At 71.8% G+C, this 21,622-nt stretch carries 15 protein-coding genes; 8 read left to right on the top strand and 7 right to left on the bottom strand.

All coding sequences use genetic code 11. The features are described 5' to 3' along the window. Nucleotides 1-46: 46 nt before the first annotated feature. The 7 genes from addA to ACT535_RS10530 all read right to left on the bottom strand — a co-directional run bounded on the left by addA (nucleotide 47) and on the right by ACT535_RS10530 (nucleotide 13,167). On the bottom strand, nucleotides 47-3,571 hold the full coding sequence (gene addA, locus ACT535_RS10560; protein ID WP_476364322.1) for a double-strand break repair helicase AddA: 3,525 nt from the start codon (nucleotides 3,569-3,571) through the stop codon (nucleotides 47-49). Next, on the bottom strand, nucleotides 3,568-6,615 hold the full coding sequence (gene addB, locus ACT535_RS10555) for a double-strand break repair protein AddB (RefSeq protein ID WP_476364321.1): 3,048 nt from the start codon (nucleotides 6,613-6,615) through the stop codon (nucleotides 3,568-3,570). Before addB ends, addA begins: the two co-directional genes overlap by 4 nt. A 98-nt stretch (nucleotides 6,616-6,713) precedes the next feature. Next, the gene (locus ACT535_RS10550; protein ID WP_476364713.1) at nucleotides 6,714-7,415 is read right to left on the bottom strand and encodes a nucleotidyltransferase family protein; all 702 of its coding nucleotides are present in this window, start codon (nucleotides 7,413-7,415) and stop codon (nucleotides 6,714-6,716) included. 62 nt (nucleotides 7,416-7,477) lie between these two features. After that, nucleotides 7,478-9,049 carry a tRNA (adenosine(37)-N6)-threonylcarbamoyltransferase complex ATPase subunit type 1 TsaE gene (gene tsaE, locus ACT535_RS10545; RefSeq protein ID WP_168458352.1) on the bottom strand — a complete coding sequence of 524 codons (1,572 nt, stop codon included), beginning with the start codon at nucleotides 9,047-9,049 and terminating at the stop codon, nucleotides 7,478-7,480. After that, the gene (locus ACT535_RS10540) at nucleotides 9,046-11,586 is read right to left on the bottom strand and encodes a sensor histidine kinase (RefSeq protein WP_476364320.1); all 2,541 of its coding nucleotides are present in this window, start codon (nucleotides 11,584-11,586) and stop codon (nucleotides 9,046-9,048) included. The genes tsaE and ACT535_RS10540 overlap by 4 nt, the downstream gene beginning before the upstream one ends. Nucleotides 11,587-11,733: 147 nt before the next feature. After that, nucleotides 11,734-12,168: a VOC family protein gene (locus tag ACT535_RS10535; RefSeq protein ID WP_476364319.1), complete on the bottom strand. Its 435-nt coding sequence runs from the start codon at nucleotides 12,166-12,168 to the stop codon at nucleotides 11,734-11,736. A 3-nt stretch (nucleotides 12,169-12,171) separates the two neighbouring features. Beyond that, complete coding sequence (locus ACT535_RS10530) at nucleotides 12,172-13,167, bottom strand: tyrosine recombinase XerC (protein WP_476364318.1); 996 nt, start codon at nucleotides 13,165-13,167, stop codon at nucleotides 12,172-12,174. Between the two features lie 212 nt (nucleotides 13,168-13,379). On the opposite strand from ACT535_RS10530, the gene ACT535_RS10525 reads away from it, so the two are divergent. The 8 genes from ACT535_RS10525 (at nucleotide 13,380) to ACT535_RS10490 (ending at nucleotide 21,598) form a co-directional block, all read left to right on the top strand. After that, a complete protein-coding gene (locus tag ACT535_RS10525; RefSeq protein WP_476364317.1) occupies nucleotides 13,380-14,018 on the top strand; it encodes a PadR family transcriptional regulator in 639 nt (212 codons plus the stop codon). A gap of 143 nt (nucleotides 14,019-14,161) precedes the next feature. Beyond that, complete coding sequence (locus ACT535_RS10520; protein WP_476364316.1) at nucleotides 14,162-14,425, top strand: helix-turn-helix domain-containing protein; 264 nt, start codon at nucleotides 14,162-14,164, stop codon at nucleotides 14,423-14,425. A 1-nt stretch (nucleotide 14,426) separates the two neighbouring features. Beyond that, nucleotides 14,427-16,451 carry a hydrogenase 4 subunit B gene (gene hyfB / locus ACT535_RS10515; protein ID WP_476364315.1) on the top strand — a complete coding sequence of 675 codons (2,025 nt, stop codon included), beginning with the start codon at nucleotides 14,427-14,429 and terminating at the stop codon, nucleotides 16,449-16,451. Continuing rightward, nucleotides 16,448-17,395: a respiratory chain complex I subunit 1 family protein gene (locus ACT535_RS10510; protein ID WP_476364314.1), complete on the top strand. Its 948-nt coding sequence runs from the start codon at nucleotides 16,448-16,450 to the stop codon at nucleotides 17,393-17,395. Before hyfB ends, ACT535_RS10510 begins: the two co-directional genes overlap by 4 nt. Next, nucleotides 17,395-18,120, top strand: coding sequence for a hydrogenase-4 component E (locus ACT535_RS10505; RefSeq protein WP_476364313.1), 726 nt, complete (start codon nucleotides 17,395-17,397; stop codon nucleotides 18,118-18,120). Before ACT535_RS10510 ends, ACT535_RS10505 begins: the two co-directional genes overlap by 1 nt. Next, nucleotides 18,117-19,574, top strand: coding sequence for a hydrogenase 4 subunit F (locus tag ACT535_RS10500; RefSeq protein ID WP_476364312.1), 1,458 nt, complete (start codon nucleotides 18,117-18,119; stop codon nucleotides 19,572-19,574). The genes ACT535_RS10505 and ACT535_RS10500 overlap by 4 nt, the downstream gene beginning before the upstream one ends. Nucleotides 19,575-19,583: 9 nt before the next feature. Next, nucleotides 19,584-21,086: a hydrogenase large subunit gene (locus ACT535_RS10495; RefSeq protein ID WP_476364311.1), complete on the top strand. Its 1,503-nt coding sequence runs from the start codon at nucleotides 19,584-19,586 to the stop codon at nucleotides 21,084-21,086. Further along, nucleotides 21,086-21,598 carry an NADH-quinone oxidoreductase subunit B family protein gene (locus ACT535_RS10490; protein WP_476364310.1) on the top strand — a complete coding sequence of 171 codons (513 nt, stop codon included), beginning with the start codon at nucleotides 21,086-21,088 and terminating at the stop codon, nucleotides 21,596-21,598. The genes ACT535_RS10495 and ACT535_RS10490 overlap by 1 nt, the downstream gene beginning before the upstream one ends. The last annotated feature ends 24 nt before the right edge of the window (nucleotides 21,599-21,622 follow it).

Raw genomic sequence — 21,622 nt, 5'->3', positions numbered from 1 at the left:
TTGGGGGAGAACGTAGGTAGCCCCTCCCCTCCCCGTCAAGGCGGCTTCACGCGCCCTTGACGCTCAGGGACGCGAAAGGCGGCGCCGCAACGCCAAGCTTCGCCAGCGCCGCGGCGAGCCGGGAGGGATCGAGCGGCACCACAAGCGGCCCGGCCGTGTAGATCAGCCGCGCCTCCACCGGCCGCCCGCCGAACGCCTGCGACAGAATGGCGCCATAGACCGCCAGCTGGGAAATGTAGCTCTCGCCGGCCTCCGCGGGGTCCGAAGGCGGCACCCGGTCGGTCTTGAAATCTGCGACGAGGATACGGTCGGGGAGAAGGACGAGCCGGTCGATGCGGCCGTTGACGGCGAACACCTCTCCGCCCGCCCCCGTGATGCGCCCGATCACCGGCACCTCCGCCCGGCTCCCGGCGCCGAACAGCTCCGCGAGGGGCGCATGGCCGAGCACAGCCAGCGCTTCGGCAAGAATCGCCCGGTGCGCCGCCGCGTCCACCCCGTCCGCCGCGTGGCGTAGCAGGCGCAGGCCCGCGGCCTCACGCTCCGCCGCCGCCACCTCCGGCAGGCCGGCCAGCAGCCGGTGGACCAGATCGCCGCGCACCAGGGGGGGCAGCGCAGTCTCCGGCAGCGGCGCGGGCGCGGCGGGTCGTTCGGAAACGGCGCCGCCCTCGATGCCGGAGGGACGCAGGCGCCGCAGCATCGGCTCGGGCGGCGGGGGATTGGGAAAGGAAAGGGCCTCCCCCGCCTCGACCGGCGCCACCACGGCAGCGCCGCCGCCTGCCACCTTCAGCCCCGGACCCCGGCGCCAGCGCAGCACCTCGCCCTCGAAGCCCAGCGCCGGACCGGCGTCGGCCTCCGGCTCCAGCGCGGCGCGGGCAAGGTCGTACCAGCAGCCCTCCGGCCGCGCGTGGGGCTTGTCCTTGGCCGGCGCGCGGGTCTCGGCGCCGCAGATCACCAGGGCATCCTCGGCGCGGGTCAGGGCCACGTAAAACAGCCGGCGATATTCTTCCAGCTCGCGCGCGGCGGCGGCGGCACGGGCGGTGGCGAGCACCTCCGGGTCTTCTGCCTTGCGCGGCGCCAGCACTGGCACGCCCTCCCCCGGCAGGGTGAGCAGTCCGCCGGCGATGCGCGGGCGGGGCATATCCACCGTGTCGGCGAGGATGACGAGGGGCGCCTCCAGCCCCTTGGCGCCGTGGGCGGTCATCACCCGCACCTCGTCGCGCCCGCTCTCCATGTCGCGCTTGGTCTCGGCCCCGCCGCGACGCAGGAAGGCGAGGAAGCCGGCGAGGCTCGCGGGCTCGGCGCCCTCATAGGTGCGGGCGAGGGCCATGAACTCGTCGAGCACGTCCGCCGCCTCGGGACCCAGCCGCGCCAGCATGGCCCGCCGCCCGCCGTCGCGGCCCAGAACGCGGCCATAGAAATCGAACGGCCGCAGCCCCTCCGCCTCCACCTTCCAGCCGGCCAGCCGGAGGGCGGCGGCGCGGTGGCGCGCATCGTCCGAGGCGGCGAGCACGGAGGCGAGCGTCCCCTTACGCTGCGGGCACAGGCGCATGAGATCGTCGTCGGTGAAGCCGAACAGCGGGCTTTTCAGCACGCTCGCGAGCGAAAGATCATCGTGCGGCGAAAGCAGCGCATCGCCCAGCGCCATCAGATCGAGGGCGGCGATGTGCTCCGGAACCACGAGCCGATCCGCGCCGGCCACCTGCACGCGCGGGTCCTTCAGCTCCTTCAGCGCGCGGATAACCGCCTCGAACACCCGCCCGCGCCGGCGCACCAGCACCAGCACGTCGCCGGCGCGCATGGGCCGCCCGTCGCGGGAGGGAATGGCGAGGCCGTTGGCGATCCCCGCCTGGATGAAGCTCGCGATGCGCGCGGCAAGGCGGCTGACGGGATCGTCGGCGGGAACCTCGTCCAGCGGCCGGCGCCAGTTGTCCGGCTCGGGGTGAGGCTCGGGCACGGTGGTTGGCCAGATCTCCACCAGTGCCGGCGCGTCGGCCCGGATGGCGGCATGGACGGGGGCGACAGCATCGAGCGTCAGGCCGGCATGGGCGTCCGCGCTCTGGAAGATGGCATCCACCGCCTCCAGCACGCCCGGCGCCGAGCGAAAGGAGTGGGGCAACTCCACCCGGCGGAAGCCCTCCGCGCCAACCTTGCGCTCGAAAGTCGTGCGCATGGCGCCGAAGGCGCGCGGATCGGCGCCCTGGAAGGAGAAGATGGACTGCTTCTCATCCCCCACCACGAAGATGGTGCGCGTCACCCCCGCCCGCGCGCCTTCGCCGGAGAAGAAGTCGGTGGCGAGGCCCTCCACCACCTTCCACTGCTCGGGGCTCGTATCCTGCGCCTCGTCCACGAGGATGTGGTCGATGCCCTGGTCGAGCTTGAACTGCACGAAGGTCGGCTGCTCGGCGAGCAGGGCCGCCGCCTTGGTGATGAGGTCGTCGAAATCGAGCAGCCCGCGCGCCGCCTTCGCTGTCTCGTAGGCCTGGCAGGCCGCCGCGCCCAGCGTGAGAGCCGCACCGGTGCGCTCCAGCGTCCAGGCGGCCTTGAGGCGGTCGTCGAGGCCGGCGAGGCGGTCGCGCTCGGCGGTGAAGCGGGCGAGCAGGTCCGGCTCGCGCGTGCCCATGCCCTTGGTGAGCAGGTTCTTGTCGGAACGCGGACCGTCCGAGCCGAAGAACACGCCGCGATAGGCGACGAGGGCTGAGGCGTCGTCCTCCGCCGCAGCGGCGGCGGCGAGGTCGTCGCCGCGCTTGCGGTCGGTGGCCTTGTCGGAGGTGGCGAGGGTCGCGGCCACGCTCTCCCATTCGGAGCGCGGCAGATGCGGGCTCGCCAGCATCCCGGCTTCCACATCGGCCACCGTGAGGCCCGCCGGCAGCCCCAGCGCCCGCGCCACGGCGGCGCGGCGGGCGGCGGGCGTGTCGCCGAGCGGCAGGATGCGCGCGCGCAGCGCCACCGCCGCCTCGATGAGGCCGGTGAGCCCGCTGTCGGACATCTCCTCCGTCAGCCGCGCCAGCGCCTCGCCGACGGGGGATGCGGGGGCAAGGCTCGCCGCCACCACGAGGTCGGCACGGATGCGCGCCATCAGTTCACGCCGGGCCACCTCGTCCAGCTCGCGGAAGCCGGCCGCCACGTCCGCCTCGAACGGGAAGCGGTGCAGAAGGCCGCCGCAGAAGGCATGGATGGTCTGGATCTTCAGCCCGCCCGGCGTTTCCAGCGCCGCCGCGAATAGCCGGCGGGCGCGGGCGCGGAGCGCGGCATCCGCCGGCTCGCCCACGGTCTCGGCGATGGCGGCATCGAGCGCAGCGTCGTCCATGCGTGCCCAGCGGCCGAGGATGGCGAGCACGCGGTTGGCCATGTTGGCCGCCGCCGCCTTGGTATAGGTGAGGCACAGGATGCGCCCCGGCGGCGTGCCGGCGAGCAGAAGGCGGATGACCCGGCGGGCGAGCACATGGGTCTTGCCCGAGCCGGCGTTGGCCGAGACCCAGGCGGAGACGGCGGGGTGCGAGGCCTCCGACTGGCGGCGGGTGGCTTCCGCCTTGGGGCCGGTGGCGAGGGGGGCAGCTTCGGCGGCGCTCATTCGCTTTCCTCCCCGGCCAGCGCCCATTCGCGCACGCGGGCGAGGTGGTCATAATCGCCATAGCGACCGGACCATTGCGGCGCGGCGAGGGAGCGATAGCCTTGCGCCACATTCTCGAACGCCTTCAGCAGGCTTTCGAGGCCGGCGAGGGCATCCTCGGCGAGATCGTGGGTGGAACGGTCCTTCACCTTCACCGGCTTTTCCGCGCCGCCCTCGGCCCCGCCCTTCAGCTCCACATAGGTAAGCTCTTCCACAGGCGCCGCCGGCACCCCCTCGAAGCCGCCGCGCTTGGCCATGGCGGCTTCCAGCGGCAGTTGGGGGGAAAGGGAGGCGGCCTGCTTCGCGCTCGGCGCGGTGCCGGTCTTGTAGTCGATGATGGCGAGCGTGCCGTCGCGCTTGATCTCGATGCGGTCGGCGCGGCCGGTGAGGCGGAAGGTGGAGGCGGCGAGCGGAATGTCCAGGCTCCCCCTGGTCTCGGCGACGATGCGGTCGAGATGCGCCCGCCGCTCGCGCTCGAAGGCGACGAGGAAGGCCGCCGCCCGCTCGAACCGCGCCCACCACAGGGCATGCTCGGCCGGAAACGCCTTCAGCGGCGCGAAGGCGCGGGCGCCCTCCTCGATGAGCCGCGCCAGCGCGTCAGGGGGCAGCTCATCGGGAAACGCCTGGGTGAAGCGGCCCACCGCCTCGTGCAGCGCACTGCCGCGCTCGGCACCGCCCGGAGGCGCGTCGAGGTCATCCAGCGGGGAGAGGCCGAGCACGTGGCGGGCGTAGATGGAATAGGGGTCGCGCAGGAACGTCTCGATCTCCGTCACCGAGAGGCGGCGCGGGCGCAGCTCCAGCGGCGGGGCGGGCGCGGGGCGGGTCGCGCGCGGCACGGCGGGCGCCTCATCGAGCTTCCGCGCGGCGCGGACGAAACGGGCGCCCCGCGCGCGGGCGGCGTCCCACGCGGCCTCGCCCGCCACGGTCTTCAGCCGCTGCACGAAGCGCGAGGGCACGCTCTGGGTGCCGCCCACCTTGGCGGCGAAGCTCAGCACCAGCTCGCGCGCCCCGAACGCCTGCGCGAAATCGTGGGCGGCTAGGCCGATGCGCCGCTCCGGCAGGTCCAGCCCCAGTTGCGCCCGCATGGGCCGGCTCAGCCACGGGTCGGTCTCGGGAATGGTGGGCCAGGAGCCCTCCACCAGCCCGCCCAGCACCATGCGGTCCACATGCACGAGGCGCGCTTCCAGCGGGCCGAGGATGCGGATGCGCGCATGGGGCTCGGCGCGGGGGCGGACCATGGTGTCGGAGAAGAGCGCACCCGCCGCATCGGCATAGGACGCGAGGTCGAGGGCCGGGCCGTCGCCGGCGACGCGCCCCAGCGTCTCGAAGGTGCGGGCCAGCGCCGCCTCGGCCGCATCCTCGGCCTCGGGATCGAGCGGGCCGGCGGCCGTCTCCACGGCGAGGCGATGGGCGGCGACGAGTTCGGCGAGCGGCACCGCGCCGTGGCGGTCGCCCAGCGACAGAAGCGGACCGAGGGCGCCCTCCAGCCGCTGCACCAGATCGCGCGCGGCGGCGATGGCGGCGCCGTCGATGCGGCTGCGGGGATCGGAGCGGCGGTAGCCTTCCGGATCGTGGGCATCCAGCGCGGCGAAGAGGCCGGTGATGCCGGCGGCGGGGCGTGGTCCGCGCAGGGCCGCCAGCTCCAGCGCCGCCACGGCGTGAGCCTTCGCATCCGCATCGAGCCCGAAGCGGGCCAGCGGATGGGTGAGCAGCGCGAACAGCGGCACCGGCGCCAATTCTTCCGCCGCAGCCGTCACCAGCAGCCCGGCGAGGCGCCCGGCGGGCGCGTCGGCCAGTGGCGTACCGGCGGAATCGTCTAGCGCCACGCCGAAGCGCGCCATCTCCGCCGCCACCCGGCGCGCAAGATCGCGGTCGGGGGTGACAAGGGCCGCCGTCTCGCCCGGCCGCTCCAGGCTGTCGCGCAACAGGAGGGCGATGGCCAGCGCCTCGGAGCGGGGGTCGTCCGCCTCGACGACGCTGATGCCGGCCATGGCGGCGGCGAGAGCGTCGGGCGGCAGGCGGTCGGACAGCGTCGCCCAGAGATCGGTCGTCTCGGCCTGCCGCAGCGCCTCGCCCATCAGCCGCTCGCGGCCGAAGGGGGCGGGCGGGGCCAGCGGGATCACCTCGCGCCGCTCCACCCCGAGGGTGCCGAGCAGCCGGGCGAGGCCGTATTGCGGATGGTCCGACGCGCCGAGCACGGGATCGGCAAGCCGGTCGAAGGACGGCGCATCGAGGTCGAGGTCCAGCCCCGGCAACACCACAGCGCCATGGGGCAGGCTAGCGATGGCCTTCAGCAGGCGCGCGGTGGCCGGCATGGAGCCGGTGGAGCCGGCGGCGATCACCGGCCCGGCGGCCGTGCCCAGCATCGTGAGGCGGCGCGCCTCCGCATCCACCAGCGCATCGCGGCGGGCGGCAGGCTCCACCAGCCCCTCCTCCGCCAGATAGGCGCTGAAGGCGCGCCGGGCGATGCGGACGAAATCAAGGCCGACCTTGAAATAGCGGTCCAGCTCGTCCGGCACGAGGCCGTCCATCCGCTCGACGCCGAGGCCGGCGGTGGTGAGGTCGTCGAACAGGGCGCCCAACGCGTCGGCCAGTGCGAAGGTGGAGGCGGTGCCGGCGGCGACAGCCTCCCGCTCCACCGCCTTGGACAGGGTATCGCGCCAGTGCGCCACGAGCCGCGCGAGCACGAGCCGGCGGTGGACCGGGGCGATGGCGTGGGGTGCGGCGAGCACCGGGGCATCCTCGGAGAAGGCGAGCGCGTCCTCGTCCACGTCGCCGAGGGGCACGATGCGCGGCAGCAGCAGCGCCGTTCCGCCCGACGCCTCCAGCAGCGCCTCGGCGAAAAGCCGCCCGGCGCGGCGGGTGGGCAGGAAGACGGTGGCGCCGGCGAGCGCGAGGGGATCGTGACGCGGCGCGAAGCCCTCCACCAGCGCGCCATCCAGCAGGGCGCGCGCGAGCACCGGCAGGAAGGGCGCGGACGGCGGAATGGTCAGCACGCGCGGCACGGCTTCACTCCTGTCTCGGCGCGAAGGCTTCTTCGCTCAAACGCCGCGCGGGCTTCTTCGTGGCCTTCGCTCAGGCGCCGCGCGGGCTAGGGAAACCCTCAATCGCTCGACCGCTCGATGGCCTCCTCGGCCAAGGCAATGGCGTCCGGTGTGCCCACGTGCATCCAGATGCCGTCCAAGCGCAAGCCGAACAGCCGCTCCGCGGCCGCCGCGCGATCGAACACGCGGTTGAGCGAGAAGGCGCCCTCGGGGGTGCCCTCGAACAGCTCCGGCTTCAAGATGGCGGCGCCGGCGTAGACGAAGGGGGCGATGGTGCGCTCGCCCCGGCGCTCCAGATGGCCGAGCTTGTCCATCTGGAAATCGCCCATGCCGTCATAGCCGATGGAATGGGCCGCGGAGGCGAGGAGCAGCAGCGCATCCATCCGCTCGGGGTCGAACTGCTCCATGAGCCGGATGAGGTTGAGCCGTGCGCCCTCGATCCAGATGGTATCGGAATTGATGACGAGGAAGGGCTTTCCGCCCATCAGGGGCAGCGCCTTGCGCACGCCGCCGCCGGTCTCCAGCAGAACCCCGCGCTCGTCCGAGAGGACGATGTCCGGGGCGCCCGTCCGGGCCTTGAGATGCGCCTCCAGCATGTCCGCATGGTGGTGCAGATTGACGATGGCGCGCGGAATGCCCGCGGCCGCGACACGGTCCAGCACATGGTCCACCAGCGCGCGCCCCTCCACCTCCACCAGCGGCTTGGGGCGGGTGTCGGTGAGCGGCCGCATGCGGGTGCCGAGGCCGGCGGCCAGCACCATGGCGGTATCGATCCGGACGGTTCCGGCGGCGGGCGGGTCAAGCAGCGTGTCGGGGGCAGCGGTCACGCGGAGAGGTCCTTCGATGGCAGCACCGCCTCATACCACATGCGCAGCGATCCCAGCTCCTCGTGGGCGAGACAGCGCGCGAGATAGCGGCGGATGCGCGGCAGGTGCTTGAGATAGTGCGGCTTGCCATCGCGGTCGTTGAGGCGGGTGAAGATGCCCAGGATCTTGCTCGCCCGCTGGGCGCCCATCAGCGCATAGGTGCGGGCGAAGCCGCGGGGATCGAAGGTCGGATCCGCCTCGCGGCGCAGGGCCACGTAGCGGGCGACGAGATCGAGTTCCAGCTCCTCCGGCACGTCCACCCGCGCATCCTGCGCCAGCGACACCACGTCGTAGGCGGCCGGCCCCATCACCGCATCCTGGAAATCGATGAGGCCGATGCGGCGCAGCCCCTCGCGGCGGGGCAGCCAGATGAGGTTGGGGGAGTGGTAGTCGCGCAGCACCCAGGTGGGTGGCTCGGCCATGGCCGGGTTCAGCGCGCTCCGCCACAGCAGGCGGAATTCCTCCCGCACCACGCCGTCCAGCCGGATGCCGCGAGACGGCAAATACCAGTCCAGCATCAGGTCGATTTCGGTGAGCATGGCGGCGACGTCGTAGGACGGCAGCGCCCGCTCCACCCGGGGTGCGATGTTCAGCGTGCGTGGCAGGGGGCGGCTGTGCAGGGTGGCGAGCACCTCCACCGCCAGGCGATAGCGCTCCGGCACCGGGGCGGGCGGGGTGCCGGCCACCACGAATTCCGGACCGAGGTCTTCCAGCACGAGGATGCCGGCTTCGAGGTCCGCCGAATAGATCAGCGGCGCGGAAAGGCCTTGTGCCAGCAGCGCCCGGTCCATGGCGACGAACGGCTTCACGTCCTCTGCCAGATGCACGAGCTGGCTATAGGGCAGGCCGCGCTTCAGCGGCGGCCCGTCCGGCTGGCGCGGGGCGTTCATGACGATGGCCGAGCGATCACCCAGCACGAGGCGGCTGTAGGACCGCGAAGAGGCGTCGCCCTGCAGGAAGCGGTGGGCCGCCTCGGCAAAGCCGCTCTGCTCGATGAGGGATTGCGCGATCATCAGCCGATCGAGCCGCGGGCCGAAGCTGCCGTAGCCGGTGACGATGGCAATGCGCGCCTCGGGGCCGAGATCGGCCGCGTCCCGCGTGCCGGCGGCGAGGTAGAGCGCCACGTCGAGGCGGTCGGCCGGCAGGCGCTCCTCGGCGCGCTCGGGCCATTCCACCAGCAGCAGCGCGTTGTCGCGCAGCTCGTCCCAGCCGAGCTCGTCCAGCTCGTCCGGCTCCTGGATGCGGTAGAGGTCGGCGTGGACCACCCGGCCGCGGGGAAAGTCGTAGGAGATCAGGATCGGGAAGGTGGGGCTCGGCACGTCCACGCCGCCATCGTCGGCGAAGGCGCGGATGAGCGCGCGGGCCAGCTCCGTCTTGCCGGCGCCGAGGTCGCCGGTGAGGGTGATGGTGTCCTTCCCCCCGAACCAGCTGGCGATGAGGGCGGCGAGACGGCTGGTAGCGGCGAGGTCCTTCAGCACCACGCGGCAGGCCACCGGCTGGCCTTCGAGGCGTTCGAGCAGGATGCTCATTCGGCAGCCTCCCGCCGGCGCTCGCCATCGAGGGGGAAGATGCAGGTGGCGAGCGTCCCGCGCGTGGCGGAGGCCGGCCCCACCGTGACCGAGCCGCCGTGCAGGCTCACGAAGGAGCGCACGATGGCAAGGCCGAGGCCCACCCCGCGATGGCGCGGGCCGGCGCTGCGGCTCTCGAACCGGTCGAACAGCGTCTCCCGCACCTCAGCCGGGACACCCGGCCCTTCGTCGCGCACGGTGAACACCAGCGCCCCCTCGCGCCGCGCGGCGCCGAGCGTCACCGTGCCGCCCTCGGGCGAGACGGCGATGGCGTTGGACAGGAGATTGAACAGGATCTGCCGCAGCCGCCGCGCATCGGCGACGAAGGTGCCAGCCGCAGGATCGATGATCACGGCGAGGGAAAGCCGCGCCTCGTCCACGCTGTCGCGCACCGCCTCGGCGACCGAGAGCACCAGCTCGCGCACGTCCACCTCGGCGAGGTCCAGCTCCATGGCGCCGGCATCGATGGTGGCGAGGTCGAGGATGTCATCGATGAGGGCGCGCAGCAGGTCCGAAGACTGGCGCATATGGTCGAGATAATCGCGCTGGCGGTCGTTGAGCGGGCCGGCAAGGCCCTCGCGCAGCATGTCGGCATAGCCCATCAGGGTGTTGAGGGGCGTGCGCAGGTGGTAGGAGACGTGGCCGACGAAGGCGTTCTTCAATTTATCTGCCGCCTCCAGCGCCTCGGCGCGCTCGGTCAGCGCCCGCTCCCGCTCGGTGCGCGCGCGCTCGATCTGCACGCTGTCGGTCACATCGCGGAAGGTCACCATGGTGCCGCCGTCGGGCAGCGGCTGGGTGGCGCCGTCGAGCACCCGGCCATCCGGCCGCTCGATGCGCAGGGTGGTCGCATCGCGCGGGCCGATGGCCGTCACGGCCTGCCGGATGCGGGAGAAGGCGGCCGTCTCGCCATAGAGCGGGCGGCACATGGCCGCCACCGCGTCCACATGGGGCTTGTCGCCCATGGCCTGGGCATCGAGGGACCAGAGCGCGAGGAAGGCCTCGTTGTAGAGGTTGAGCCGCCCGTCCGCGCCGAACACCGCCACCGCCTCGGCGAGGCCGTCCAGCGTCTCGCCCTGGATGCGGATGAGGCTGTTGTAGCGGCTCTCCAGCGCCAGATGCTCGGAGAGGTCGTCGAACAGATAGGTGATGCCGCCCTCGGCATTGGGCGTGATGACCACCCGCAGCATCTGCCCGCCGGGCAGGTGCCACCAGTCGTTCACCGGCTCGATGGCGCGATAGGCCTCGCGCAATTGCGCGCGCCACGCCCGGAAATCGGCCTGCTCGGGCACCTTGCGGCGGCGGCGCAGGTCTTCCAGGATCTCACTCTCCGGCGGGCGCTGGTCGAGCAGGCCCGGGGAGAGATCGAACAGCCGCTCATAGGCCGCATTGTGGAACACGAGACGCTCGTCGGCGCCGAAGATGGCCACGGCGGTGGTCAGCTGGTCCAGCGTGCGCTGGTGGGCGGCGACGGTGCGGGCCGTCTCGGCCTTCGCCGCATCCTCGCCGGTGACATCGATGGCGATGCCGGCGGTGCCGAAGGGGCCGGCAACCTCCACCACGTCCATCTGCCGGCGCTGGCCGCTCGCCACCGCCTTCACCCGCTGGCGGAACGTGCCGGCCGTCCCTTCGGCGGTCAGAGCGGCGCTGCGGATGCGGGCGTCGAGAAGGTCGAGGCCCGCCGCGCGCGCCTCTTCGGAGGAGGGCGCGCCCACCGCCGTGGCGAAGGCGGGGTTCACATAGACCAGCGTGCCGTCCGGGCGGCGCAGCCAGGCCGGCGCCGCGGCGGCATCGAGGGCGGCGGCGAGGCCATGGGCCATCCGCTCCGCCTCGGCGAAATCGGCGGCCTCGGCCTTTGCGGACGTCTCCGCAGCATCGGCCGGGCGCACGAGCAGCACGCCCGCGCCGCCGAGGCTGCGCCCCTCGAGCCACATGGGACCCGCCGGGGTCTCCACCTGTTGGGAGACGGCGCCGTCTTCCCGGCGCAACTGCTCCAAGGCCCGATCGAAGACCACCGAGGCGGCGCCGAGGCCGGCGCGGAAGGCTTCCGGCGTCGCGCCATGGACATCCACCGGCAGGGCGCGGCCGCTCCAGGCCATGAAGGCGGGCGCGCCGGCGGTGAGAAGGGTGCGCGCGGCATGCGCTTCCGCCCGCGCCCGGGCGGCGGCGGCGCCGGCATCGCGGGCCTCGGCCTCGGCCTTGTCCATGCGCGCGCCGAGATCGGCCGCCACCCGGCGGGATCTCAGGGCGACGAGGCCGGCAACCGCGCAGGCGGATAATGCGATGACCGGCCAAAGCGCCTCGGCCGCGCCCATGGCGATGCTCCAGCCGTCGGCGGCGGCCGGGGTGCCGGCGAGGGCGGTGGTGGCGAGGAGGAAGGAGCCGAACAGTGCGGTCCGGGTGCCGACGCAGAAATTCGCGCATCCCGTCGCCGGGGCTGGCTGCTGCCTGCGCCCGCGCGCCGGCCGCCGCGCGCCGCTCCTCCGGATGCGCTCCGCCATTCGCCCCGGTGTCCTTCCCCTGCCCTGCGGTTGCCGCAGCCTCTCTGCGGCGCGCCGCGAATCACTTGCGAAGGATAACGGAGCGTTTACCACCATTGAAAGGGCCGACCGCGGCCGGCCCACAGCCGGCAAATGGCTTTGCCGCTTCTAAACGTAGGCGACGGCCTCGATGCGCCAGCCGTCCGGGTCCACCAGGAACGAGGCGTAATAGCCGGGGCCATACTGGGGCCGCAGGCCCGGCGCGCCGTAATCCGTGCCGCCCATGGCGAGGCCGGCCGCATGGAAGGCCTCCACCGCCGCCCGATCCCCCGCGCAGAAGGCGATGTGGGTGCCCGGTGGCGGCGTCACCGGCCCCTCGCGCAACTGCACCCAGAAGGGCGCGGCGCCCGGCACACCCTCCGGGGCCGGCAGCGTGCCGGGCGGCCCCCAGCAGGCGGACGCCCCTTCCGGTTCGTCATAATCCGCCACCCGCACGAGGCCGAGAGGGGCCAGCACCGCATCGTAGAAGCGCACCGCGCGGGCAAGGTCCACGGTGGTGACGGACAGATGCTCGATGATGGGGCGGATCGGCGTGAACGTCATAGGTCAGTTCCCTGTGTGCGCACGGGCACGCGGGTGCGCGGCGCGCCAGGCATTCATGAGGGCCGCCGCATCCACCTGGGTATAGATCTGGGTCGTGGAGAGCGAGGCGTGTCCGAGCAATTCCTGGATCGCGCGCAGGTCGCCCCCGCGCGAGAGGAGGTGAGTGGCGAAGGAATGGCGCAAGGCGTGGGGCGTCGCGCTGTCGGGCAGGCCCAGCGCGCCGCGCATCCGTTCCACCGCCAATTGCACGATGCGCGGCGAGAGCGGGCCGCCCCGGGTGCCCCGGAACAGCGGCTTGTCCGGCGCCAGCGCATGGGGGCAGAGCGCGCGATAGGCCTCGACCGCCGCGAGGACGGGGGCAATCAGCGGCACCATGCGTGTCTTGTTGCCCTTGCCGGTGACCGTGATCTGCGTCGAGCCGGGCGAGAGCATCCCCGCCGTGAGGCCCAGCGCCTCGGAGATGCGCAGGCCCGCCCCGTAGAGCAGGGCGATGACCGCCGCATCGCGCGCCAGCACCCATTGCTCGCGTGCCTCGCCCGCACGGGTGTCGGGATCGGCCAGCGCACGGGCGGCGGAGACGGAGACGGGCTTGGGCAGGCCCTTCGGCACCTTGGGTGCGCGCACCGCCGTAAGCGCGCCGACCTTGCCTTGCCCTTCCCGCTCCAGATGCCGGCCGAAGGAGCGCGCGGCCGCAAGAAGGCGCACCAGCGTGCGCGGCGCGACGCCCTCCGCGCGGCGGGAGGCGAGCACGGCGCGGATATCCGCCGGCGTGAGCGCGGCCAGATCCGTCAGCGTCGGGCGGTGGCCGAGGTGGTCGGTGAGCCGCAGCAGGACGACGGAGAGATCGCGGGCATAAGCCTCCAGCGTCTTGGCCGAGAGGCGGCGCTCATGGGCGAGCCGCGCCAGCCAGCCTTCGATGGCCGTCGCCACATCCGGCGCGGCGGCGCTGGCGAGGCCGTGGGCGGCGCGGGCGGCTCGGTCCTGATCGGTCATGGCCATGCGGGAAGACTCCGGCGATCCGCCCGATCCTGCAAGCGCCGGCCTTCAGAAAGCCTGAACGGATTTTTTGGAGGGCCCCCTTGTCACCGAGATATATCGAACGATATAACCATCGTCGTTATATCGAACGACATATCTAAGGAGACTTCCGAATGTTCGGATGTAGACGAGACTGGCGGGACGCCCGCCGTGGCCGCGGGTTTGGCGGCGAAATGGGCGACTTCAGCGGCCGGGACTTCGGCGAACATGAGTTCGCGGGGCGCGGTGGCCATGGCCATGGTCCTGGCGATTTTGGCGGCCATCGCGGCGGGCCGGGTGGACGCGGCGGGCGCGGCGGCGGCGACATGTTCCGCATCGGCCGCATGCTGGCCCAGGGCGACCTGAAGCTTCTGGCGCTTTCCCTCATCGCCGAGCAGCCGCGCCACGGCTACGAGATCATCAAGCTGATCGAGGAGAAGACCGCCGGCTGGTATTCGCCGAGCCCGGGCGTGGTCTATCCCACCCTCACCTTCCTTGAGGAAGCGGGCTACGTGACCGCCGAGGCGGACGGCTCCAAGAAGCGCTACGCCATCACCGAGGAAGGCCGCGCCTACCTCGCCGAGAACCGCGACTTCGCCGACGCCATCATCGGCCGCCTGTCCGAGATCGGCCTCAAGATGGGCCGCGTGAAGAAGTGGATGGGCTGGAGCGAGAACGGCCCGAGCCACGGCGCCGAGCTGCCGCGTCTGGTGGAGGCCGCGCTGGAAAACCTGCGCGATGTGACCCGCGAGAAGCTGGAGCAGAACCGCGGCGCCGAGACCCGGATCGTCGAGATTCTCGCCCGCGTGGCCAACGACATCCGCGAGGCGTGAGCCCCGCGGCGAGGGGCGGGCGCCGACCGTTGCGCCCGCCCTCGCGACGAAATGATGTTTTAAACATCACTAATAATGCTTGATCGCTTAATAGACCGAGTGTAAGCAGCACAAATCACGCTTAACGCCTGCCGTCAGCGATCATGATCACTGCTGCCCAGCTCCGTGCCGCCCGCGCCCTTCTCGGCCTCGACCAGCGCGCCCTCGCCGGCCTGTGCGGCCTCTCGCTCCCCACCATCCAGCGCATGGAAGCCAGCGACGGTGTGATCCGCGGCAATGTGGATTCGCTGATGAAGCTGGTGGGGGCTCTGGATGCCGCCGGGGTCGACCTCATCGGCGAAGGCGTGGTGAGCGACGGCGGCGGACGCGGCGTGCGCCTCAAGGCGCCGCGCGCGACGGGGGACTGAGATGGCCCCCGTCCTCGCGCCCACATTCCAGCTTCTGACTGCGCTCGCAGCCGTGGCCGCCCTGCTCGCGCTGGCCGTGGCCGGCGTGCTGCTGGCGCGCGGGCCGCTTGGGCGGCCAGTGGTCTATGGCGGCGCGCTGGCGGTGACGCTGCTCGCCACGCTTTCCGCCCTCACCGCCATCGCCGCGCCCACGGGCGGGCTCGTGCTGCCTTTGGGCATCCCGTGGATCGGCGCGAACCTGCGGCTCGATGCGCTCTCCGCCGTCTTCCTGTTCGTGGTGAATCTCGGCGGCGCGGCGGCGAGCCTCTACGGCCTCGGCTATGGCCGGCACGATCATGCGCCCGAGCGGGTCCTGCCCTTCTTCCCGGCCTTCCTCGCCGGCATGAGCCTCGTGCCGCTGGCGGCCGATGCCTACACCTTCCTCCTCGCGTGGGAATTCATGTCCCTCGCCTCCTGGGCGCTGGTGGTCTCCCACGACAAGGAGGCCGGCAACGTGCAGGCGGGCCTCGTCTATATCCTGATGGCCTCCTTCGGCACGCTGGCGCTGATGCTGGCCTTCGGCCTGCTGGCGGCGGGCGGGGGCTTCACCTTCGAGGCCATGCGCGCCGCCCCGCCCACCGGCTGGGCCGGCGCGGTGGTGCTGGCGCTGGCGCTGATCGGCGCGGGATCGAAGGCCGGCCTCGTGCCACTGCATGTCTGGCTGCCGCTGGCCCACCCGGCCGCGCCGAGCCATGTCTCCGCGCTCATGAGCGGGGTGATGACCAAGGTCGCCGTCTACGGCTTCATCCGCATCGTGTTCGATCTCGCCGGCCCGCCCGAGTGGTGGTGGGGCATTCCGGTGATCGTCGCGGGCGCGGTGGCGGGCGTCGTCGGCGTGCTGCAGGCGCTGCTGCAGGGCGACACCAAGCGCGTGCTGGCCTTCTCCACCATCGAGAACATCGGCCTCATCTTCGTCGGCCTCGGCCTCGCCCTCGCCTTCAAGGCCTCGGGCTTCGGCGGGGCGGCGGCCCTGGCCTTCACCGCGGCGCTGTTCCATGTGTTCAACCACGCGGCCATGAAGAGCCTGCTCTTCTTCGGCGCCGGGGCGGTGCTCACCGCAACCGGATCGCGGGTGATGGACCGCCTCGGCGGGCTCATCCACCGCATGCCCGTGACCTCGGTGGCCATGCTCATCGGCGCGGCGGCCATCTCGGCCTTGCCGCCGCTGAACGGCTTCGCCTCCGAATGGCTGGTGTTCCAGGCCATCCTGCTCAGTCCCGAGCTGCCGGCCTGGGGGCTGAAGCTCTCCGTGCCCGCAGCCGGCGCCCTGCTGGCGCTGGCGGCGGCGCTGGCGGCGGCGTGCTTCGTGCGGCTCTACGGCATCGTCTTCCTCGGGCGGGCGCGCAGCGAACAGGCGGCGAACGCCCACGAGGTGGACGGCTTCTCCCGCGCGGCGATGCTTGCCCTTGCCGGCATCTGCGTACTCGCCGGCCTGTTCCCCGGCCTCGTCATCGACGCGCTGCAGCCGGCGGTGACGGCGCTGATCGGCGTGAAGATGCCGGCGCAGAGCGAGGTGGCATGGCTCTCCATCGTGCCGGTGGCGGAAAGCCGCTCGTCCTATAACGGCCTTCTCGTCTTCCTCTTCATCGCCTCCTCGGCGCTGCTCACCGCCTTCATCATCCACCGCCTCGCCACCGGCGCGGTGCGGCGCGCGCCGCCGTGGGACTGCGGCTTTCCCAATGCCGATCCGGTGACACAATATTCCGCCGGCTCCTTCGCCCAGCCCATCCGCCGGGTGTTCGCCCGCACGCTCTTCGCCGCCCGCGAACGGGTGGAGATGCCGCCGCCGGGCGCGCTTTCGCCCGCGCGCATCGAGATTACTGCCCGCGATCCCGCCTGGGCCTTCCTGTTCCTGCCGCTGGCCGGGCTGGCGGACCGCATCGCGACGCGGGCCAACCGCCTGCAATATCTCACCATCCGCCAGTATCTGGCGCTGGTGTTCGGCGCCCTCGTCCTCCTGCTGCTGGTGCTGGCGCTATGGACATGATGGCGAACCTGCTGGTGCAGGGCACCCAGATGCTGCTGGTGCTGGCCCTGGCGCCGCTCCTCACCGGCCTCGTGCGCAAGGTGAAGGCGCGCCTGACGCGGCGGCGCGGCGCCTCCGTGTTCCAGCCCTATCGCGACCTCGCGCGGCTCCTGAACAAGGAGGCGGTGCTGGCGGAGAACGCCTCCTGGCTGTTCCGCGCGGTGCCCTACCTGCTGTTCGCGGCGACCTGGGTGGCGGCGGCTTTGGTGCCCACCTTCGGCACCGGGCTCATCTTCTCCTGGTCCGCCGACCTCATCGTGATTACCGCGCTCCTCGGCTCGGCCCGCTTCTTCCTCGCGCTGGCGGGCATGGATGTGGGCACCAGCTTCGGCGGCATCGGATCGAGCCGGGAGGTGATGATCTCGTCGCTGGCCGAGCCGGCGATGATCATGATCGTCTTCTCCCTGGCCCTCGTCGCCCACTCCACCCAGCTCTCCACCATCGCCTCGGTGATGGTCGCGGGCGTCGGCCTGCGCGTATCGCTGGCGCTGGCGCTCGTTGCATTGGCGATCGTCGCGGTGGCCGAAAACGGGCGCATCCCGGTGGACAATCCCGCCACCCATCTGGAGCTGACCATGGTCCACGAGGCCATGGTGCTGGAATATTCCGGTCGCCACCTCGCGCTCATCGAGCTGGCGGCGCAGCTCAAACTCCTCCTCTTCCTCTCCCTCGTCGCCTGCGTGTTCGTGCCGTGGGGGCTGGCGCCGGCCGGCGCAGGGGCGGGCGCTGTGCTGCTCGGCATGGCGAGCTATGGCGCAAAGCTCGCGGCGGGCGCGGTGCTGCTCGCGGTGTTCGAGACCTCCATCGCCAAGATGCGGGTGTTCCGCGTGCCGGACTTCCTCGGCGCCGCATTGATGCTGGGGCTGCTCGGAACCCTGCTCCTCTTCGTGTCGAGGATCCTGTGATGGACCGCACGCTGGAACTCGCGCACGGAACGCCGCTGGACACCGCCCTCTCGGCGAGCCTCGTGTTCGACGTGGCCCATCTGTTCGCCGGCGCGCTGGTGCTCATCAGCTTCCTGATGCTCTATCAGGACCGGCTCTATGCGCTTTTGAAAGTCTTCGCGCTGCAGGCCGTGGTGCTCGCCCTCTCGGTGGGCTGGCAGGCGCTGGCGCAGGATGCGCCGCATCTTTATGTCACCGCCGCCATTGCCCTCGTCTTCAAGGCGGTGGTGATCCCGCTCGCGCTCGCCCGCATGGTGGCCCGCCTCGGCATCCACCGGCAGGTGGAGACGGTGGTCTCCATCGGCCCCACCATGTTGGCCGGCATCGCCCTCGTGGCGCTCTCCCTCGTGGTCATGCTGAAAGCCACCGCCGGGGTGGGCGGCGCGGCGGATGCGCTGGCGCGGGAAGACCTTGCCTTCGCCCTCTCGGTGGTGCTGCTCGGGCTTTTGATGATGGTGACGCGCCGCAATGCCGTGAGCCAGGTCATCGGCTTCATGTCGCTGGAGAACGGCCTCATCCTCGCCGCCACGGGCGCCAAGGGGATGCCGCTGGTGGTGGAGATCTCCGTCGCCTTCTCGGTGCTCATCGCCCTCATCGTCATCGGCATCTTCCTGTTCCGCATCCGCGAGCGGTTCGACACCGTGGACGTGGACGCCCTCGACCGCTTCCGGGGAGGGCGCGCATGAGCCTCCTGTCCGGTATCCTCTCCGATCCCGCCCCCCTGCTGGTGGCCGTGCCGGCGGCGAGCGCGGTGCTGCTGGCGCTGGTGCCGTCCTATCGCGTGGGCGCGCTCCTCAACGTCGCGTCCTGCGGCCTCACCTTCGCGCTGGCGCTGCTGCTGCTCGGCGCGCCGCGGATCGCGGGGCCGTTCCTCATCGTGGACGATCTCAACATCGTCTTCGTGGTGCTCAATACCTTCGTCGCCTTCACCACCGCGTGGTTTTCGGCCGGCTACATCGCCCACGAGCTGGAGACGGGACGGCTGACACCGCTCAACCTGCGCTTCTACCACGCCATGTACCAGGTGCTGCTCGGCGCCATGACGCTGGCGTTGCTCTCCAACAATCTCGGCGTCATGTGGGTGGCCATCGAGGTGGCGACGCTCACCACCGTGCTCATGGTCGGCCTCTACCGCACCGAGGCGGCCATCGAGGCGGCGTGGAAATATTTCATGCTCGGCTCGGTGGGCATCGCCCTCGCCCTGTTCGGCACCATCCTCGTCTACATGGTGGCCCAGCCCGTGGTGGGCGAAGGCACCGACGGGATGATCTGGAGCGTGCTGATGAAGCACGCCCGCGATTTCGATCCGGCGCTGCTCAACGTCGCCTTCGTCTTCCTGCTGCTGGGCTATGGCACCAAGGTGGGCCTCGCCCCACTCCATGCCTGGCTGCCGGATGCGCATTCCGAAGGTCCCACCCCCATCTCGGCGGTGCTCTCGGGCCTCCTGCTCAATGTGGCGCTGTTCGCGGTGCTGCGCTTCAAGTCGCTGCTCGCCGCCCATCCCGGCACGCTGGCGCCGGGGCCGCTGATGATGGCCATGGGCCTCGGCTCTTTGCTGCTCGCCGGCTTCATGCTGTACCGGCGGCGGGACATCAAGCGCCTGTTCGCCTATTCCTCCATCGAGCACATGGGCATCATCGCCTTTGCCTTCGGGCTCGGCGGGCCGCTCGCGAATTTCGCCGGGCTGCTGCACATGACCATGCACAGCCTCACCAAGTCCGCCATTTTCTTCGCCGTGGGCCATGCCTGTCAGGTGAAGGGCACGCAGGAACTGGCGCAGATCCGCGGCCTCACCACCTCCCACCCGCTGCTGGGCTGGAGCCTCGTCGCCGGCGTCGTCGCCATCGCCGGCCTGCCGCCGGCCGGCGTGTTCATGAGCGAGTTTCTGGTGGTGACGAGCGCCTTCGCGGCGCGGCCGTGGCTGGCGCTGATCCTCGTCCTCGGCCTGCTCATCGCCTTCGGGGCGCTGATGATGAAGCTCTCCGCCATCGCCTTCGGTGAGCCGAGCCCGGGCACCGATCCGGTGAAGGCCAGTTTCGTGCCCATGGGCGTCCACCTCGCCCTCGTCTTCGCCGCCGGGCTCTACCTGCCGCCCGAGTTGGTCGCGTGGTTCCGCCACGTGGCCGCGGTGCTGGGCTAGGAGGGCGGCATGGTCAACCTCTCCGATCTCTTCGCCCGCAACGGCTCCGCCTGCCGCCCCTGGCCGCGCGTGAGCGTGAACGAGGCCGAATGGACCGGCCTCTGCGCGGAACTCGCTGCGGGCCGGCTCACCCTTTCCGCTCTGTTCGGGGATAGCGGCGCCGTCCACATAGCGCTGCTGGAGGAGGCCATCGGCCGCCTCGCCCTCGCCACCCTCCCCTGCCCCACCGGCGCCTTTCCTTCCGTGGCGCGGCACCATCCCCCCGCCGCGCGGCTGGAGCGGACCATTCGCGACCTGTTCGGCCTGACGCCCGTGGGCGCCCCCGATCAACGCCCGTGGCTCGACCATGCCCGCTGGGGCGTGCGCGCGCCGCTCGGCGCCGCCAGTCCCGACGCGGCGGCGGGCGAGGCCTATCCCGTTCTGCCGGTGGAGGGTGAAGGGCTGCACCAGATCCCGGTCGGCCCGGTCCATGCCGGCATCATCGAGCCCGGCCATTTCCGCTTCTCCGCCTATGGCGAGACGGTGGTGCGGCTGGAGGAGCGCCTCGGCTACGTCCACAAGGGCATGGAAGGCCTGATGGCCGGCCGCGTGCCGGAGGAGGCCGCCCGCATCGCCGGCCGCCATTCGGGCGATGCCACAGTGGCCTACGCGCTCGCCTTCTGCCGCGCGGTGGAAGCCGCGCGCGGCGTCGTCGTGCCGGAGCGCGCCCAAGCATTGCGCGGCCTGATGGCGGAGCTGGAACGCCTCGCCAACCATCTCGGGGACATCGGCGCCATCTGCAACGACGCCGCCTTCGCGATCATGCTCGCCCATTGCGGCGTGCTGCGCGAGCGCGTGCTGCGCGCCTCCGCCCGCGCCTTCGGCCATCGGCTGATGATGGATCGCGTGGTGCCCGGCGGCGTGGCGCAGGACATAACGGCGGAGGCCATCACCGGCGTGAAGGCCATGGTGGCCGAGGTGCGCCGGGCCTTCCCCGCTCTCGTTCGGCTCTATGACGAGACCGCCTCCCTGCAGGACCGCACGGTGGGCACCGGCTTCACCAAACCGGACTATGTGCGCCAGTTCGGCGCCGGCGGATTCGTCGGCCGCGCCTCCGGCCGGCCCTTTGATGCCCGACGGGCCCTGCCCTATCCGCCCTACGACCGGTTGCCGTTTGAGGTGCCCGTGCGCACGGACGGCGACGTGAACGCCCGCGTGTGGGTGCGCATCCGCGAGGTTGAGGAAAGCCTCGGCCTCATCGTCCGCCTCATCGACACGCTGCCCAAGGGTGACATCATCGTCCCCGCGCCGGCCGGCGGCGGCGAAGGCGTGGCGCTGGTGGAGAGCTTCCGGGGCGATGTCTTCGCCTTCGTGGCGCTGGGGAGCGACGGGCGCGTGCGACGGGCGCACCTGCGCGATCCCTCCTGGTTCCAGTGGCCGCTGCTGGAGACCGCCATCGAGGGCAACATCGTCGCCGACTTCCCCCTCTGCAACAAATCCTTCAACTGCTCCTATTCGGGGGTGGACCTGTGATGCGCAGGCTTCTGCTTCAGGGCCTCCTGAAGGCCCCGCTCACCGAAAAAGGCCCCGACGACGCGGCGGTGGAAGCCCTTGCGCGCGAGCTGGATGCCGCCGCCCGCGCGCGGCTCGGCCGCAGCCTCTCCATCCGCGAGGTGGATGCCGGCTCGTGCAACGGCTGCGAGCTGGAAATCCACGCGCTGGGCAACGCCTTCTACGATCTCGACCGCTTCGGCATCCGCTTCGTCGCCTCGCCCCGCCATGCGGACGTGCTGCTGGTGACCGGGCCCGTGGCGAAGAACATGGCCGAGGCGCTGAAGCGCACCTATGACGCCACGCCCGGCCCGAAATGGGTGGTGGCGGCCGGAGACTGCGCCATCAATGGCGGCGTCTTCGCCGGCAGCTATGCGGTGACGGACGGCGCCGCCGCCGTCATTCCGGTGGACCTGAAAATCCCCGGCTGTCCGCCGACGCCGGTGGACCTGCTCACCGGCCTTCTGGCGCTGCTCAAGGCCGGCGCGGCCTGAAGCCCGCCGCCGCGGGCGTCCCGG

Source organism: Xanthobacter sp. DMC12, from assembly GCF_056314105.1.
The sequence above is the reverse complement of the archived record's forward strand: the minus strand, read 5'-3'. Positions and strand labels throughout refer to the sequence as shown.

What these genes read in the sequence shown, in the direction of transcription:
- ACT535_RS10535 (WP_476364319.1), bottom strand. Translation starts at nt 12,168, where the DNA reads ATGACGTTCACGCCGATCCGCCCCATCATCGAGCATCTGTCCGTCACC.
- tsaE (WP_168458352.1), bottom strand. Translation starts at nt 9,049, where the DNA reads ATGAGCATCCTGCTCGAACGCCTCGAAGGCCAGCCGGTGGCCTGCCGC.
- ACT535_RS10525 (WP_476364317.1), top strand. Translation starts at nt 13,380, where the DNA reads ATGGGCGACTTCAGCGGCCGGGACTTCGGCGAACATGAGTTCGCGGGG.
- ACT535_RS10495 (WP_476364311.1), top strand. Translation starts at nt 19,584, where the DNA reads ATGGTCAACCTCTCCGATCTCTTCGCCCGCAACGGCTCCGCCTGCCGC.
- ACT535_RS10510 (WP_476364314.1), top strand. Translation starts at nt 16,448, where the DNA reads ATGATGGCGAACCTGCTGGTGCAGGGCACCCAGATGCTGCTGGTGCTG.
- ACT535_RS10540 (WP_476364320.1), bottom strand. Translation starts at nt 11,586, where the DNA reads ATGGCGGAGCGCATCCGGAGGAGCGGCGCGCGGCGGCCGGCGCGCGGG.
- ACT535_RS10530 (WP_476364318.1), bottom strand. Translation starts at nt 13,167, where the DNA reads ATGGCCATGACCGATCAGGACCGAGCCGCCCGCGCCGCCCACGGCCTC.
- ACT535_RS10505 (WP_476364313.1), top strand. Translation starts at nt 17,395, where the DNA reads ATGGACCGCACGCTGGAACTCGCGCACGGAACGCCGCTGGACACCGCC.
- ACT535_RS10490 (WP_476364310.1), top strand. Translation starts at nt 21,086, where the DNA reads ATGCGCAGGCTTCTGCTTCAGGGCCTCCTGAAGGCCCCGCTCACCGAA.
- hyfB (WP_476364315.1), top strand. Translation starts at nt 14,427, where the DNA reads ATGGCCCCCGTCCTCGCGCCCACATTCCAGCTTCTGACTGCGCTCGCA.
- ACT535_RS10500 (WP_476364312.1), top strand. Translation starts at nt 18,117, where the DNA reads ATGAGCCTCCTGTCCGGTATCCTCTCCGATCCCGCCCCCCTGCTGGTG.
- addA (WP_476364322.1), bottom strand. Translation starts at nt 3,571, where the DNA reads ATGAGCGCCGCCGAAGCTGCCCCCCTCGCCACCGGCCCCAAGGCGGAA.
- ACT535_RS10520 (WP_476364316.1), top strand. Translation starts at nt 14,162, where the DNA reads ATGATCACTGCTGCCCAGCTCCGTGCCGCCCGCGCCCTTCTCGGCCTC.
- ACT535_RS10550 (WP_476364713.1), bottom strand. Translation starts at nt 7,415, where the DNA reads ATGGTGCTGGCCGCCGGCCTCGGCACCCGCATGCGGCCGCTCACCGAC.